The organism is Paraliomyxa miuraensis (genome assembly GCF_026337845.1).
GTDB classification, from domain to species: Bacteria; Myxococcota_A; Polyangia; order Nannocystales; family Nannocystaceae; genus Paraliomyxa; species Paraliomyxa miuraensis.
The window spans coordinates 767,574-782,840 of sequence record NZ_JAOVZF010000164.1 but is presented as its reverse complement, the minus strand read 5'-3'; the positions used below and the strand labels follow the sequence as shown (position 1 = coordinate 782,840).

Annotated in this window: 14 protein-coding genes; 8 read left to right on the top strand and 6 right to left on the bottom strand. The window is 69.9% G+C overall.

What is annotated here, in order from left to right; translation table 11 throughout:
- Positions 1-17 precede the first annotated feature (17 nt).
- From OEB96_RS46335 to OEB96_RS46310, 6 genes are all read left to right on the top strand, one after another.
- Positions 18-461 carry a hypothetical protein gene (locus tag OEB96_RS46335; protein WP_266223441.1) on the top strand — a complete coding sequence of 148 codons (444 nt, stop codon included), beginning with the start codon at positions 18-20 and terminating at the stop codon, positions 459-461.
- On the top strand, positions 458-1,108 hold the full coding sequence (locus tag OEB96_RS46330) for a hypothetical protein (protein WP_266223440.1): 651 nt from the start codon (positions 458-460) through the stop codon (positions 1,106-1,108). The genes OEB96_RS46335 and OEB96_RS46330 overlap by 4 nt, the downstream gene beginning before the upstream one ends.
- A gap of 106 nt (positions 1,109-1,214) precedes the next feature.
- On the top strand, positions 1,215-1,586 hold the full coding sequence (locus tag OEB96_RS46325; protein ID WP_266213716.1) for a hypothetical protein: 372 nt from the start codon (positions 1,215-1,217) through the stop codon (positions 1,584-1,586).
- On the top strand, positions 1,583-2,254 hold the full coding sequence (locus OEB96_RS46320; RefSeq protein WP_266223439.1) for a DUF6484 domain-containing protein: 672 nt from the start codon (positions 1,583-1,585) through the stop codon (positions 2,252-2,254). The genes OEB96_RS46325 and OEB96_RS46320 overlap by 4 nt, the downstream gene beginning before the upstream one ends.
- On the top strand, positions 2,251-3,579 hold the full coding sequence (locus OEB96_RS46315; RefSeq protein ID WP_266223438.1) for a hypothetical protein: 1,329 nt from the start codon (positions 2,251-2,253) through the stop codon (positions 3,577-3,579). The genes OEB96_RS46320 and OEB96_RS46315 overlap by 4 nt, the downstream gene beginning before the upstream one ends.
- Positions 3,580-3,944: 365 nt before the next feature.
- Entirely contained in the window at positions 3,945-4,073 is a 129-nt protein-coding gene (locus OEB96_RS46310; RefSeq protein ID WP_266223437.1) for a hypothetical protein, read from the top strand.
- Positions 4,074-4,112: 39 nt separating this feature from the next.
- Here OEB96_RS46310 and OEB96_RS46305 read toward each other — a convergent pair whose 3' ends face one another.
- Positions 4,113-5,186, bottom strand: a complete 1,074-nt coding sequence (locus tag OEB96_RS46305; RefSeq protein ID WP_266223436.1) for a hypothetical protein — start codon at positions 5,184-5,186, stop codon at positions 4,113-4,115.
- Between the two features lie 293 nt (positions 5,187-5,479).
- Between OEB96_RS46305 and OEB96_RS46300 the strand changes: the two genes are divergently transcribed.
- A complete protein-coding gene (locus OEB96_RS46300) occupies positions 5,480-6,475 on the top strand; it encodes a hypothetical protein (protein ID WP_266223435.1) in 996 nt (331 codons plus the stop codon).
- Positions 6,476-6,612: 137 nt separating this feature from the next.
- Here OEB96_RS46300 and OEB96_RS46295 read toward each other — a convergent pair whose 3' ends face one another.
- The 5 genes from OEB96_RS46295 to OEB96_RS46275 form a co-directional block, all read right to left on the bottom strand.
- Positions 6,613-7,926, bottom strand: coding sequence for a sensor histidine kinase (locus OEB96_RS46295; RefSeq protein WP_266223434.1), 1,314 nt, complete (start codon positions 7,924-7,926; stop codon positions 6,613-6,615).
- Entirely contained in the window at positions 7,913-8,566 is a 654-nt protein-coding gene (locus OEB96_RS46290; protein WP_266223433.1) for a response regulator transcription factor, read from the bottom strand. Before OEB96_RS46290 ends, OEB96_RS46295 begins: the two co-directional genes overlap by 14 nt.
- Positions 8,563-11,670 (bottom strand): efflux RND transporter permease subunit, encoded by a 3,108-nt coding sequence (locus OEB96_RS46285; protein WP_266223432.1) that lies wholly within the window; start codon positions 11,668-11,670, stop codon positions 8,563-8,565. The genes OEB96_RS46290 and OEB96_RS46285 overlap by 4 nt, the downstream gene beginning before the upstream one ends.
- On the bottom strand, positions 11,667-12,758 hold the full coding sequence (locus OEB96_RS46280; RefSeq protein ID WP_266223431.1) for an efflux RND transporter periplasmic adaptor subunit: 1,092 nt from the start codon (positions 12,756-12,758) through the stop codon (positions 11,667-11,669). Before OEB96_RS46280 ends, OEB96_RS46285 begins: the two co-directional genes overlap by 4 nt.
- A gap of 101 nt (positions 12,759-12,859) precedes the next feature.
- Positions 12,860-14,182 carry a TolC family protein gene (locus OEB96_RS46275; protein WP_266223430.1) on the bottom strand — a complete coding sequence of 441 codons (1,323 nt, stop codon included), beginning with the start codon at positions 14,180-14,182 and terminating at the stop codon, positions 12,860-12,862.
- A 332-nt stretch (positions 14,183-14,514) separates the two neighbouring features.
- Here OEB96_RS46275 and OEB96_RS46270 point away from each other — a divergent pair, with 332 nt between their 5' ends.
- Positions 14,515-15,210 (top strand): hypothetical protein, encoded by a 696-nt coding sequence (locus tag OEB96_RS46270; RefSeq protein WP_266223429.1) that lies wholly within the window; start codon positions 14,515-14,517, stop codon positions 15,208-15,210.
- Positions 15,211-15,267 lie beyond the last annotated feature (57 nt).

The following is a 15,267-nucleotide window of genomic DNA, read 5'->3' as shown; positions in this document are numbered from 1 at the left end:
CAGGAGAGAGGCAAGACATGGAAGCGGAGATCGAGGCGTGGCGGGTGGAGGTCGAGCGCCAGTGGAAGGCCATCGAGCAAGACGTCCTGGGGCACGAGCCGAGCGGGCGCAAGCTGGCGCAGTTGTGCGAGGAGCTGAAAATCCTGGCCTGCGTCGTGGCCTGGCACCGCGAGCAAGGGAGCATCACGAGAGCCGCAGGACGCCGTGGCACGAGCCGCAACGTCCTACGCGGCCATGTCAAGATCTGGGCGCAGCGGCACCCGCAGCACATCCCCGAGCGACCGAAGCGACCGCGTGGGATCTACTCGTCGGACGAACAGGAGGCGAAGCGGGCGGAAGTTCGGGAGAAGGACAACGCCAGGCACCGAGCCAGACGGGCCAAGCTGTGTGCAGAGAGAGCCGAGCGTGCCGCCCGGGGCGGGGTCGAGGCAACGGCAACCAAGGGCGTGGGGCGGTCATGAGCGCGTCTCCGACCACCATCGGGCTGCTCACGGCAACGGCCGTGCTCGTTGGCTGCGAGAGCAAGGGCGGATGCTTCCAGGTCGACCACCCTCCCGTGACCGACGAGGACGCGCCGCTCGTCATCGGAGTGACCTTCGGCGAGATGGTGGCCGCAGTCGTGGGCGAGCGTTCCGGCCCGCTGCGGTGGGCGTCGAGCGAGCCGTACATCCGTGGATTGCCTCCACCCGGGCAGACGCGGATCACCGTGACGGTGCACGAACCGACCATGGCTCAGGAGATCGACCTCGAGCGGGTGGTCGACTCGAGGTTCCCTTGGAGGAACGATCGCGTCGTCTGCTCCGACTGGGTCGAGGCCGACGTGGAGCTTGCCCTACGGACCGATGACGGGGCGCTCGACACGACCATCGTGGCCGGAGCGCTCTTCGACGAATTCGGCTCGGCCACGATGACCGGCGAACTGGACGACCTCGACGCCCTGGGCGTGGAGCCGGTCGACCCGAACGCCACGCTCTATGTCGAGCTCTCCCATGACGCCGGTCGCCCGGCCGAGGGCACGCTGGTGCTGCGCTCGGGCTCCTCGGACGGCAACGGCAACGGCAACGGCGGCGGGATGTCCGTCGAGCTGGCCACCTGGACGCTGGAGTAGCCCGCCGAAGCGGCCAGCCGCATCGGCATCGTGACGGCGGGCGAGATCAGCATGTATGGCGCGGAGAAGATCGAGCTCGACTGACGAGCAGAAAGGGGATGGGAGCTTGGATGACGCGATCTCGACCGTGAGGGAGATCCTCGGCGAGGACGTCAAGACGACGGATCCAGAGCTGGGGCACGACTGGCATGCCGAGCTGACGGGGCGCTGGGAGGCGCTCGGAGAGCGGGTGTTCGTTCACGAGCCCCGATGCCGTGCCACGTTCGCGGAGATCGTCCGCGAGTCTGCGGTGCTGACCGTCGTTTGGGCAGTGGTCGAGAGCAAGGGGAACCTGGCGGCCGCCGCGATCCGGCTCGGGTGCTGCCGGCGGAGCATTCGCAAGCTACTGCACGAGTGGCTGAAGTCGAACCCCACGCTGATCCCGATGCCCGCCGCGGTCTTCCTGCATTGGTCGAAGAACAAGGGAGGTGAGGCATGAACACAGGGTCACCCGAGGATCCGGACGCCGCGAGTGAGTCCGACCCTTCGCTCCGATTCGAGCCGCTGATGGGCACCGTGGTCGAGGTCTCGGAGGACCTCGAAGTCGTGGTGAAACTGGTCGCGCCCAGCGGTGAATGCCTGCGAGCCAAGGCGCTTGCGACCATCCCGATCGAGCCCGGCATGGTCGGGCAACCGGTGGAGCTGACGTTCATCGAGGGGCACCTGGACCGGCCGGTGATCACGAGGCTGGTCGACCTGCGGGCGGAGCTTCGGGCGCAGTGGGATGCGCTCGGCCGCAAGGTGCTGTCGATCGACGCGGACCCGCGCAAGCTCGCCGAGCTGCTCCGCGAGACCCGAGCGCTCGTATGCACGGCTGCGCTACTCGATGCCGCAGGGAACATCACGTACGGCGCCAAGAACGTTGGGATGAGTCGCAAGTCGGTCCGGGAGTACGTCGATCGATGGAAGCGGAACAACCCCCGTCTCGCCCCCGTGCTCGAGGCGTTGGACGGCAGGCGGCGCGAGTCGAGGACCAAGATGCGACCGACGCAGGCAGAGGGGCCACGCACCCGCGACCAGCGGCGAGCGGGAGGCGAAGTCGGAGCACCATCGGTGCACGAGGCCGAGCGCAGCCGTCCGGGGTCGCGCGGGGAGGGGACACGATGATGGAACCGTATCGCGAGCACCTGCGGATGGTGGGCGAGCTGTACGACCTGCGGTGGGAGTGGTTGTGCGACTGGGAGGGCACGCTCGACGACCTGGCCGAGGTCGAGGCGCGGATCGACGGGCACCTGCAGGCGCTCGGGCGCGGTGGGGAGGCGGCGCTGGGGGTGGCGTTGATCGAGGCGGCCCCACAGGAACCGTGGACCTTCTACGCGCTGGTGGCGTTGGCGTGTCGGCTCCACCGGTTCTCGATCGTGCGGGTCCTGTTGCTCGAAGTGGAGGAGCACTGCGAGGAGCCGACCGACGAGCGGGCTGCGGCCTCGCTGCGGCAGGCGGTGGCGGATGCCCTGGTGCACCAACTGCCCGGCGATGCGGCGGAACTCGTGGCGGAGGCGCTGCGGGACGCCGGGCCACACGTGGCATCGGTGCTGGCGACCTGCGTGGGAGCACGAGGGTGGGCGGTGGCGGCCGACGACCTGCGGGATGCAGCGGGGCGGGAGTGCGCCGATCGAGCGGCGGTGCTGCGGGCGTTGGGGCAGCTACCCGGGACGGTACCGGGCGCCGTGCTGGCCGAGGTGCGTTGTGGCGATCCGGTCGTGGCTCGAGCGGCGGCCGTGGCCGCACTGCGGAGCGGGGAGGCGTCGGTGCTCCACCGGCTCGCCCATCGCAAGCGCGCGCCGTGGGCCATACTGCCGGTGGCGATGGGCGGCGGGCCGGCGATGGGGGCGTGGCTGATGGAGGCCGCGCGGGGCGAAGACCCGGTGCAGGCGTTGCTGGCGCTGGGAGTGTTCGGGGATCCGCGGGGGCTCGAGGTGCTGGTCGAGCAGCTTCGGACGGAGGCGCACGCCGAGGAGGCAGCTCTCGGGTTGTTCTTGATCACCGGGGCGCGGCTTGAAATGGAGGACGACACGGAGGGCGAGGCGGTCGACGAGCGAGCGTGGACGGCGTTGGAGGGCTCCGGGATCAGCACCGAGCCGGTGGTATGGGAACGGTGGCTCGCGGAGCACGGCGAGCGCATGCGACCAGGGCAGCGGTATCGGCTCGGGAGGCTGGCAGGACCTCACACGGATCTCGACGTGCTGTCGATGGCACTGCCGCTGTGGTTGCGGCGGTGCCTCGCGGACGAGTTCGTGATCCGCTACGGGGTGCAGTGGAGCTACGAGCCCGATCTACCCGTGGTGCAGCAGCGGGAGATCATCGACCAAGTGCGACCGCGGCTGGATGATCCTCGGATGCGGTTCGTGGAGGGCGAGTGGTACTTCCAGGGACGGCTCGCCCCGATTGAAGGGGCGGCGGCACCGAGATGCTCGGGGCGCTCCAAGGCGTGACGCGCTCGACGCCCCAGGTTGGGCTATCGTAGCTCGGCGTGAGCGACAAGGACGAAGTCTTGTTCCCCCCCGATCTCCGGGACCCTCGTTGGTACGCGGATTCTCCCGTGGAGGTGCGGTGGGACGCCCGGCGGGAGGTCGAGAGCTCGGTCGTGAGCGCCGTCGGGACGATCATGGTGTGGCGCGACCATCTGCCCGACGACTTGGACGAAGGCGACGAAGATGCGCACTTCGTGAAGGTCGGGAGATCCGCATCGCCAAGCCCTTCTGGTGTGACGAGAACGCGGTCATGGCCATGGACGAGCTGACCTCGGACCACGAATATCTCGCCAGTCGACAGCTATGGCAGCGCCTACGAGTACACGGTGCGGGCCTTCGGCGCGGGACCCATCGATCCCGCGGACACCTACTGCGTGCAGGGGGGCAGCGAGCCGCTGGGCGAGGCGCTCGCGAGCTGTTCCCCGTCGAGGCAGGATGAGCTTGCCAGCGGCTGATGTCCGTCACCGCCGCCGGTCGGGATGCGACGCAGGGGCTCAGCACGGGGTGCAGCCGCACGAGCCCTCGCAGCCGTTGAGTTTCGGGAACGGGTTGCCTCTGCAGGTGGCGGTACAAGCGTCGAGCCCACAGTCGACCTCGGCCCCCGAGCATGCGTCGGCCTCGCAGTCGATCTCGCAGGTCCCATCACCGCAGTCGAGATGGATGTCGCCGCACGCATCGTGCCCGCCGCCGCACGAGACCTGACAGCCGTAGTCAGGCGGACAGTCGATCTTCGCATCGTCGCAGGCATCAACGCCACTGCAGATCACCTCGCATGCGAAATCTGCCGGGCACACGATGGTGGCGTCGTCACACGCTCCGTTGCTCGCGCAGTCGATCGTGCACGTGGTCTCGGAGCAACCGCCAGTGCACTCGGGGGGACAGGCGCCCCCCGGCGGGCTCCTGTCGACCCCGCATACCGGGCCGCCCTCGCACAAGCCCATGTTGCACATCTGCATGGGGTTGCACGCGATGCCACACCCCCCACAGTTGAGCGGGTCGGAGGAGGCATCGGCGCACCCGGTCGGACACAGGATCAACCCGGGCCCGCACCCCGGCTGGCAAGCGCCGTCGCTGCAAACCTCGCCCACCGCACATTGGTCGAAGCACATCCCGCAGTAGTCATTGTTGGAGTCGGTATTGACGCACTGCATACCGCACAGCATCCCCCCACCGGGACACTCGGGCGCGGCCGCGCACTCCTGTGGGGTGGTGCATTTCGAGCAAACGCCATCGAGCGGCAACCCAAGGCAATGACCCGAAGCACACTCACAGTCGTCGGCGCACTCGCTGCCAAGAGGTGCCGGGTCATCGGCTTCGTTGCACCCGATCGGAGGCGAGCCGACGTCCCCACTGGTGTCGTCGACGCCACCATCGTCGGACGACGAGCCGCCGACAGGGTAGTCCGCCGTGATGCCCACGGTGTCGAACAGCCCGGTGGTCAGCGTTCCATCGGGCTCGGCGCTCGTAGAGCCGAGCGGCGGCAACTCCTCTCCCGTCGAGCAACCGGCAACAAAGAACACGAGCACGAGAGCAACGCGGGTGAACGAGGGAGCACGCAAGGGGGTCATGAGCACCACCGTGACATGCCTGCGTGGTCGGAGCGAGGATCAGGAGGAGAGCCGCAGCCAGATCTCGCATGTCCGACCGTTCGATCCGAACCATCCATGACGACGAATACCAACTTCACAGATCATCGATCGAATGGCCATGAAATCGTACGAATGCACTTCTGATCTGGCCCGGCGCGTCCGTCGAACGACTGCGCGCAAGGTTGGCTCGGTCGTTCAATCGACACATCAAACGGCTCGACTCGCCGTTCGATTTCGCAGACATCCGGCACGCGGCGTGTCATGATCGACAAATGCCATCAGTGAGCGTGAAGCAAGTCGGGATGATGATGCTCGGCCTGGGAGTGGCACTGGCTGGGTTGGGCGCATGCGCCAGCGACGACTTGCCATCGGCTGACAGCAACGGCACCGGGATACATCTCCCGAGCGACGCGATCGCGGAGGACGACGGTGGCGGGGTCACGGGCACCAAGCTCGACGTGCTGGCCGGCGGCACCATGAACGCCGAGGACGGTGGAAATCAGGACGGCTGTCGCAAGGTCGACGTGATCATTGCGGTCGATAACTCGGGCAGCATGTCCGAAGAGCATGACGCGCTGCAGGGGCCCGTGTTCGACTCGCTCCCAGAGACGCTGCTGTCGATCAACGGAGGGATCGACGACTTCCACCTCGCAGTGATCGACGCGTGCCCCAAGCCCGCATTCTTCCACGACACCGGCGCACACGGGTTCTGCGGGTTCTCCACCGGCAAGGACTACATGAGCTCGGAGTCGCCTGCGCTAGCCGACGAGTACGCGTGCGTCACGTCGTTTTCGCACCACGGCCACCAGGGGCAGGCGGACATATGCATCGACGAGGGGCCCTTCAAGGACGACGACGAGCAGCCGGGGTTGACCGCGGCCGAGGCGGTCTCGGGCCCTGCCATCATTGGGCCGAACGCGGGCTTCTTGCGCTCGGACGCCATCCTGTTCGTGGTGGCGATCACCGACGAGGACGAGGAACTGGCAGACGTGGCGTCGACACAGGAGATCTTCGATCGTTTGGTGGCGGCCAAGGGTGGCAACGTCGAGCAGGTCGTATACCTGGGGATTGCTGGTGGATCGGACTGCGAAGGACCCTACGGCTCGGCGATCGACGCCACGCAGTCGCAGGCACTGGCGGGTCTGTTCGAAGAGGTCGGGCAAGGGTTGTTCTGGGACCTGTGCATGGGCGAGCTCGAGGCGGCATTCCAGACGGCGATCGAGGGCAGCGTGGACCCTGCCTGCGAGCACTTCGTGCCGCAGGGCTGACTCGCTCACGGTCACTCCCGCCTCCCTGCGACTCTCATTCCCAAGAGGAACGAGCTTGCTCGGCTTTACCCGACCTCACAGAGTCCACGGGTCGGTGAGTATCGGATCGCCGCGCCGGAGATCGACGCTCGACTCATTCACAGGCGCGGCAGGCAAACGCGAACGCTGGTCCCCACCTCGCGCTTGCGGACGAACGCGACCCGGCCGCCACTGGCTCGCACCACGTGACGCACCAGCGCAAGGCCGAGCCCATGGCCCGGTCCATGCGCGCCCGAGCCACGACGAAAAGGCTCGAACAGCTCGTGCTGGGCGGTCACCGGTACTCCGGGCCCTTCGTCGTCGACGTCGAGCACGACCTCCTGCTCGTCCTCCGCCACGGCCACACGCACGGGACCCTCGGAGAACTTGAGCGCGTTGTCCACGAGGTTGTCCAGCATCGCGGCCAGCAGGTGCTCGTCCCCGCGCACGAGAGCGTCGCCCTCACAGACCTCGAGCCGAAGCCGATCTGCGTGCTCGCCGAACCGACGCTCGACGAGATCCTCGACCACCTGCGCCAGCGAGGTGCAGTGATCGCCGGCCAGAGCGTCGTGCGGAGTCGCGAGCACGAGCAGCCGCTCGGTCAGCGTCTCGAGCCGCGCCGTGGTCCGGATGAGGCGTGGCAAGGCGCGCTCGCGGGCGTCGTCCCCCACCGGGGACTCGCTCGCGAGCTCGAGCTCGGCCCGCATCTTGGCCAGCGGCGTCCTCAGCTCATGGGCCGCGCTGGCAGCGAATCGCCGGGCGCGCCCGAGCTCCTCGCCCAGGCGCGTGCTCAGACTCGCCAGCGCCTCCCGTAGCGCATCGATCTCCTCGAGCCCGGTCCGGGGCGGCAGGGCCATGGTCTGCGGCGATGCGGCATCGGCATCGGCGACCGCTCCACGCAGCCGATCCAGGGGAGCCAGCAGCCGCTGCGCCAGCGCGCCTCCCACCCCGCGGGCGACGGCCGCGACCACGACCAGCGCGATGCCGGCCGCGAGCAACAGCGCCGGCCGGTGACCGTGAACACGCTCGGTCGGGACAGCGACCAGCACCATTGCCCCCGGCCAAGCGCTCAGCGGGGCCCCGCATATGAGTTCCGACCCGCTTGCGCCCTCCGACAGCCAGCATCCCTGCCCCACCTCTGCCGGCATCCCCTGATCGCCGTGGAGCACCCGCCCCGCCTTCACCACCGCGACACGGCCGTCGATGCCGAGCACGCGCGCTTCCTCCTCCACGTGCGAGACTTCCTCGGGCTGCTCGTCGAGTTCGACCTGCATCACCCGCGCGGCGGCGGAGACCGAGTCCTCCACGCGCGTGACGATCAACGTGTCGGCCAGGAGCATCGCGGTCACCATCGCGATCGCGACCGCGATGATGGCGACGGCGGTCTGGGTCGTGGCGAGCCGACCGGCGAGGGTCCGGCTATGCGATGGCATGGCCCTCGCCGCGCACGATTCGAATCAGCTCGCGCCCCAGCTTGCGTCGAATGCGGCTCATCAAGACGCCCAGGGACGCATTGGTCGCTTCGCTGACCTCCTTCCAGATCTCCGACAGCAGCTCATCTCGCGGGACCACGCGCCCCTCGGCGCGCGCGAGGATCTCGACGATCGCCCACTCTCGTGCGGTGAGCGCGACCTCGAGCCCCGCCCGGTGGGCGCGGCGGACGTGGAAGTCGAGCACCACGTCGCCGCGTCGAAGGGTGTCGGGCGAGGCTCGCTCGCGTCGACGACCGAGAGCCCGCACACGGGCGCGCAGCTCGGCCACGGCGAACGGCTTGACCAGGTAGTCATCCGCCCCCGCGTCGAGGCCCTCCACGCGAGCGGCCACGTCGCCCGTCGCGGTGAGGATGAGGATCGCCGCGAGGCTGCGGGCCGCGCGGAGCTGGCGGCACAGCGCCAAGCCTGAGCCATCGGGCAGGTCGAGGTCGAGCACCATTACGTCGAGGTGCCCGGCCTCGAGCCGCTTCGCGGCCGTTGCCAGCGAGTCGGCGGTGGTGACGACGTGCTGCTCCCGGGCCAGCGCCGTGCACACCAGCTCGCACAACTCGGGATCGTCGTCGACGACCAGCACGTTCACGGCCGCGGCTCCTGCTCGAGCGACTCGAGCTCGGCCCGAGGGCCTCGGCCGCCCCCGAGCCACAGGTACGCCACGGGGGTGACCAGCAGGTTGAGCACGGTGCTGGTGATCAGACCCCCGAGGATCACGATCGCCATGGGATGCTCGATCTCGTGGCCTGGCCGATCCCCCCACACTGCCAGCGGCACGAGGGCGAGCGCGGTGCACGAGGCGGTCATGAGGATGGGAGACAGGCGCTCGAGCGTGCCCTGCAGCACCAGCGCGCGACCAAACGGCACGCCCTCGTGCTCCAACAGGTGCCGGTAATGGCTGACCAGCATGATCCCGTTGCGCGCCGCGATGCCGAGCACGGTGACCAAGCCTACCAGGGAGCCCAGCGAGAGCACACCGCCGCTCCCGTACGCGGCTGCCACCGCACCCACCAGCGCGAAGGGCAAGGTCGTGACCACCAGCGCGGTCAGGCGCACGGAGCGAAAGTCGACGTAGAGCACCAGCACGATACCCAGCATGGCGAGGGCACCGGAGACCAGCAGCGTGCGGGCCGCTTCGCGCTGGGCGGCGTGCTCGCCGAGCAGCTCGGCGTGGTGCCCTACCGGAAAGGAGAGCCCGGAGAGCGCCGCCTCGATCTCTGCCGCCACATCCTCGAGCGGTCGCCCTCGGACCTCGCACGTCACGTCGATGCGGCGCGAGCCGGCCTCGTGGCGGATCGTGCCGGGCGTGGGCGCCACGACGACCTCGGCGACGTCGCCGAGGCGCACGGTGCCCCCATCGGGGGTCTCGATCCACGAGTCGCGTAGCGCCTGGATGCTGCCACGCACCTCGGGCTCGCCCCACACCACCACCGGCACCGGACGGAGCTCCCGGATCACCTCGCCCACGCGAGCACCCTGCACGAGCGTGGTGACCTGCGCCCGCAGGCTCCCGGGCGACAGTCCGAAGACGCGGGCCGCCATCGGGCGCGGACGAACCTCGATTTGGGGCACCGGCGTCAGCGTCTCGACCGAGGGGTGGTGAGTGCCCGGCACCGAACGCATGAGCTGCGCCACCGCCTGTGCGCGCTCTTGCAGCACGTCGAGGTCGGTCCCGAAGATCCGCACCACCAGCGCGCCCTGGGCCCCGGTCAGCACCTCGTCGACGGTCTCGCGCAGGTAGGTCTGCACGTCGTGATAGATGCCCTCGTAGGGCGCGAGCGTGGCCTCGATGCGCCGCACGGCCTGGTCGTGGTCGACGCTGGGATCGACGCTCACCCAGATCTCGCCGAAGTTGGCGCCCACGACCTCGTCGGCCACCTCGGCGCGACCGATGTGCGCACCCGCGTTGCGAACCCCCTCGACCGCCAGCAGCTCGGCCATCACCCGCTCGGCGGTGCGACGCACCCCCTCGACGGAGGCACCCGGCTTGGCGATCCAGTGCATCAAGAAGTCCTGCTCGCGAAAGTCGGGCAAGAACGCGCGCCCGAGCCGGCCAAAGCCCACCCCGCCCGCGACGAGCGTGAGCAGCGTCAGGCCGAGCACCAGCCGAGGGTGACCCAGCGCCCCCTCGAGCACCCAAGCGAACGGCCGGCGGAGCGCCCGACCGAGCGCGGACTCCCGGGAGCGCCGGGCGTCACCGGGCAGCATGAGCAGCGCGAGGGCGGGGGTCACCGTGAGCGCGACGAGCAACGATGACGCGATCGCCAGCCCGTAGGCGAGCGCGAGCGGCCGAAAGAAGCTGCCCGCCAGGCCCTGCAGCAGGTACACCGGCACGAACACCAGCAGCACGATCGCGCTGGCGTACACGACCGCGCTGCGGACCTCGATGGAGGCCTCGAGCACCACCACGAAGGTCGAGCGGGGGTGCTCGCTGGCCGCGTTCTGGCGCAGGCGGCGGTGGATGTTCTCGACGTCGATGATCGCATCGTCGACCACCTCGCCCAGCGCGATCGCTAGCCCGGCGAGGATCATGGTGTCGAGCTGGCCCCCCATGCGGTCGAGCACGATGATCGTGGTGAGCAAGGACAGCGGGATCGCCAGCACGCTGATGAGCGCCGTCCGCCAGTCACGCAGGAACGCGACCAGCACGATCGCGACCAGCACGCAGCCGATGCCCAGCGCATGCTCGAGGTTGTCGATGGCGCGCTCGATGAACGATGCCGGTCGGAAGATCGTGGAATCGACGCGGACCCCGGGGAGCGCGGGCGCGAGCTCGGCCAGCGCGTCGTCGATGGCCCGGGTGACCTCCAGGGTGCTGCCCCAGGGCTGCTTCTCGACGATGAGCAGGATGCCGCTGCCGCCGTCAATGAGCGCGTCGCCGATCGGTGGGCCGTGTGCCTCCTCGATGCGAGCCACCACCCCCAGCTCGAGCGGAGTCCCCCCGACCACCACGACGGGCGCCCTAGCGAGGGTTTCGACGTCGACGACCGCTGCCGGATGGCTCACCGCCAAGCGTTGGTTGGGCCCGTCGACGAAGCCACCGGAGAGCGGGGACACGGCCTCCGTGGTGGCCTGTAGCACGTCCGAGAGCCCGAGCCCGTGCGCACGCAGCCGCTGGGGATCGACCTCCACCTGCAGCTGCCGGTCGCGCTCGCCCCACACCGCCACGTTGGCGACGCCGGGGATGGCCATGAGCCGCGGGCGGATCGTCCAGCGGGCGAGGTCGCTGAGGTCGAGCATCGACAGCTCGTCCGACACGAGGCCCACCTTGAGGATCCGACTGGTCGACGAGGTGGGCGACAGGATCACGGGCGGCCGCGCCAGCGTGGGCAAGCGCGGAGCGACCGTGGCCACGCGCTCCTGCACCAGCTGCCGCGCCTGCAGCAGGTCGGTGCCGGGCTGGAACCACAGCACCACCGACGACAGCCCCTGCACCGACTTCGATCGCAGCGCGCCCGACAGCGGGGTTCCCGACAGCGCCTCCTCGAGCGGGCGGGTCACGAGGCTCTCCACCTCCACGCTCGACAGCCCGGGTGCCTCGGTCTGGATCTCCACCTTGGGCGGCGCGAATTCGGGGAAGGCATCGAGCCGGGCACGACTCGCGGTGCGGATGCCCAGGACCATGGCGAGCGCGGCGAGCACCAGCACCAGCACCCGCTGACGCAGGCACGCGGTCAGCAGCGCGCGGATCAATGGGACACCCCCAGCTCCGCGCCGAGCAGCTCGAGCGCCCCCACGCCGACGATGCACGTCCCGACCGCCGGCCCGCGATGCAGCACGGCCTGCGTGCCCTCGTAGTGATCCACCTCCACGCGACGGCGACGAAACGAGCCCGGGTCGAGGCACTCGTAGACCCAGGCGCCGCCATCGAAGTCGAGCACCACCGCCGAGTCGGGCACGGCGCTCGCGCCCTCGGGATCGGCCTGCCTTAGCTGGACCACGACGCGCTCGTCGGGACGAAGCTGCGGGCCTGGGTCCGACGAGGACGGGTCCGGCGAGGGCAAGGAATAGTAGAGATCGATGGTGCTCCCGATCGCCGCGGCGGACGGCGGGGCGTCCACCGGGAACGCCTCCGCACCCTGCGACGGACCGCTGCCCAGCCGAGCCACCCGCACCGGCTGGTCGAGCGCGAGGCGATCGACCAGACCCGGGTACACGGGCACACGGACCCATGGCGAGCTCATGTGCGCCACCTCGAACAACAGCGCGCCTCCCGAGACGAGCTCATCCGGAGCCGCGGCGATCGTGCGGAGCACTCCATCGACAGGCGCGTGGATCGTGAGCGTGGCATCGGCCGCCATCGGCGAGCGACGCACCGCATGCTCGCGTGCCCGTGCGGCTTCGTCCTCGGCCCGAGCGGTCTCGAGCTCGGCCTCGGCCTCCTCGAGCGCGCGCTGGCTCGCGCCGCGATGCTCGAGCAACGCACGGGTACGCTCGACGCGTTCCTGCGCCAGCTCCACGCGGGCTTGGGTGGCTCGCCGCTGCCGCCGGGCTTGCGCATGCATGTCGCGGTCCGCGGGGGCAAACGGCACCAGCCGCAGCAGCACGTCACCGCGCTTCACCGTAGCTCCGGCGCTCAGCGCCCGGTCCCCCGCGCGCAACGTCCCCGCCAGTGGTGCCGTCACCGCGAGCGCCTGGCCCGGCGGAAGCGTCACCACGCCACCGAGCTCGAGCACCCGTCCCTCGACGCTCGGCTCCACCTGCGTGGTCGTGAGACCGAGCTTCGCGATCGATTCCGGCGTGAGGTGTATGGTGCCCAGCTCGGCCTCTACGGGTCGCACGGGCTCACTCCTGGGGGCGGGCTCCGGCTCAGGAGCCTCGTCATCACATCCGCCGAGGGAGCCGAGCGCCGCGACGACGAGGACCGCACGGACCCGGCGACTCACGACGCCGCCTCCTCGAGCTGCACCGTCTCCAGCCGTCGGCCGAGCGCACGCTCGAGCTCGGCGAGCGCCCGGCGAACCTCGGCCTGCAGCTCCACCTCGCGCAGGCGAGCGCTCTGCAGCTGCTGCGAGGCGATCAGCACCCCCGAGTAGTCGATCTCGCCGACCTCGAACGTGCGGGTCACGATCTCGAGATCGCGCTCGCGGGCCCCCACGATCGCGTCGCGATACTCGGTGAGCGAAGCGAGGGCGCGGTCGTACTGGATCCGCGCCTGCGTGACGTCGGCGATGGCCTGCATGCGGAGCTGGCGGTCCGTCCACTGCGCGGCCTCGAGCTGCGCGTGCGCACGCGCGATGCTGGCCTGGTTCTGGTCGAAGATCGGCAGCTCGACCTGTGGCCCGCCCGTGAACGAGGTGCCCGAGCCGCTGCCAACGGCCGCGAAGCGCAGCGCCCCCACCCGCGCCAGCCGAAGTCGCGCCCGTGCGGCGTCGATCGACAGCTGGCTCGCCCGCAGATCGGGTCGCGACTCGAGCGCGAGCGCCTCCAGCTCGGCCGGCCCGAGAGTGGTCAGCTCACTCGTCGGCTCGGGCTGCGGCCGCAAGGGTGCCCCCGTGGCGTCGGTCCAACCCAGCTGCACGCGCAGCCTCGCCTCGGCGAGCTCCACGTCGCCCGTCGCCCGCCTCGCCTCGTCGCTGGCGACCAACGCATCCGTCCTCGCCGCATCGCCTTCCCGCGGCGGCACGTCGCCGGTGAGCCCTCGGGCCTCGACGATCGCCGCCAGCTCGTCGGCGCGCTCGGCCAGAGTCTGCCGGACCTCCATCCGGTCGACGGCGAGCTGCCACTCCACGTGCGCGAGGCGGGCGTCCCTGGCCACCTCGACGGCGGTCTGCACCACGCTGCGTGCCACGGCGTCGAGGTCGGCCTGGGCGACCGAGATCCGTCGCCGCGAGAACGCGAGGTTCTCCAGCGGCCACGTCAGCAGCAGGCCGAGCTGCTGCGGCCCCGCGGGAAACAAGAAGCGCAGCGTCGGATTGCTGGGCCGGCGTGCACCCGCCAGATCTCCCCGTGCCGACTCGAGCCGGGTGAGGTCGGCGCGCAGCCGGGGGCTGTTCCACAGCGCGATCGCAACCGCTTCGTCCTCGGTGAGCCCGTCGTCCACGCGCACGCCCTCGGGCAGGGACGCCGGTTGATCGGGCTCGAGCTCGTCCTGCAATTGGTGGCCGGTGCGGTCCTCCACGTCGCGCAGGACGTCGGTGCTCTCATGGCTCGCCGCGCACGCAGCGAGCCAGAGCAACCCGCAGTGGGCGGCGCTTCGAACCATGGCCTTGCATGGGACTACTGGAGCGCCTGCGGGGTGGCAAGGCGGCTAACTGCCGCCGTTCGGCTCCCGTTAGGTCGCCGAATTTCCGAGGTCCATCAGGTGCGCCTTCGACCAGCTTGGCTTCGTCGACCTCGGGACCGAGTTGGCCATCATTGCCGCTGACGTGGCGGTGGACCGCAGCTTCATAGGCCGTCCATGCGTACCCGCGCTGGGTCGGATGTCGGATGCGCTCGATCTCGCTGCGCTCGGCCATCGCCCTACCTGCATGGCAGCATGACGTAGGTCGATCCGGTACCATCGAATTTGGAGGTTGGACCATGCATGCTCGATCGATGACCTACTGTTCTCTGTTCCTGGCCCTCGCCTGCGGCGATCCGGCGTCCCCCGTCACCAGCGGCAGCGCCGAGGGCTCCGGCACGGGCAGCAGCTCGACCGATACGGCGACCGGGCAAGGCCCTGGCAGCAACTCGGGCACCATGACCACCGCCGGCAGTGGCTCGGCCGAGGGCACGGGCACGGATACGACCGCAGCCACCACCGATCCCGATACGACCGCAGGCGAGACCACGGCCCCCGGTACCGACACCGCCACCACGGGTGGCACGTGCCCGCCCGCTCCCCAGCCCCCGGGTGGCATGTGCCCGCCGCGTTGCGCCAACGGCTGCGCCAACAACGTGTGCGAGATCATCTGCGACATGCCCGATCAATGTGGCGGCACGATCGACTGCCCGCCCGACTTCGATTGCAACGTGACGTGCACCGGCGTCGACGCGTGCGATGGCGGCACGATCAACTGCCCCCCCAACTACTCGTGCGACGTGCACTGCCTCGCGGGCAACGATGCCTGTGGCGACGTGGAGATCCACTGTGGCGACGGCGCCTGCACGCTCGAGTGCAACGGCCCCGACGGCCCCTGCACTGGCGTCGACGTGAGCTGCGGAGCCGGGCCTTGCACCGCCAACTGCGACGACGACCCCAACATCCCGACCTTGCAGTGCGGCAAGGCCTGCGATTGCGCCCCGTGCTGAGCCCGGCCCGACCACGAAGGACCGAGGATGCTCGACCACGGCCGTGCGAGCCTTCGA

What these genes read in the sequence shown, in the direction of transcription:
- OEB96_RS46330 (WP_266223440.1), top strand. Translation starts at nt 458, where the DNA reads ATGAGCGCGTCTCCGACCACCATCGGGCTGCTCACGGCAACGGCCGTG.
- OEB96_RS46335 (WP_266223441.1), top strand. Translation starts at nt 18, where the DNA reads ATGGAAGCGGAGATCGAGGCGTGGCGGGTGGAGGTCGAGCGCCAGTGG.
- OEB96_RS46305 (WP_266223436.1), bottom strand. Translation starts at nt 5,186, where the DNA reads ATGACCCCCTTGCGTGCTCCCTCGTTCACCCGCGTTGCTCTCGTGCTC.
- OEB96_RS46320 (WP_266223439.1), top strand. Translation starts at nt 1,583, where the DNA reads ATGAACACAGGGTCACCCGAGGATCCGGACGCCGCGAGTGAGTCCGAC.
- OEB96_RS46275 (WP_266223430.1), bottom strand. Translation starts at nt 14,182, where the DNA reads ATGGTTCGAAGCGCCGCCCACTGCGGGTTGCTCTGGCTCGCTGCGTGC.
- OEB96_RS46315 (WP_266223438.1), top strand. Translation starts at nt 2,251, where the DNA reads ATGATGGAACCGTATCGCGAGCACCTGCGGATGGTGGGCGAGCTGTAC.
- OEB96_RS46270 (WP_266223429.1), top strand. Translation starts at nt 14,515, where the DNA reads ATGACCTACTGTTCTCTGTTCCTGGCCCTCGCCTGCGGCGATCCGGCG.
- OEB96_RS46295 (WP_266223434.1), bottom strand. Translation starts at nt 7,926, where the DNA reads ATGCCATCGCATAGCCGGACCCTCGCCGGTCGGCTCGCCACGACCCAG.
- OEB96_RS46300 (WP_266223435.1), top strand. Translation starts at nt 5,480, where the DNA reads ATGCCATCAGTGAGCGTGAAGCAAGTCGGGATGATGATGCTCGGCCTG.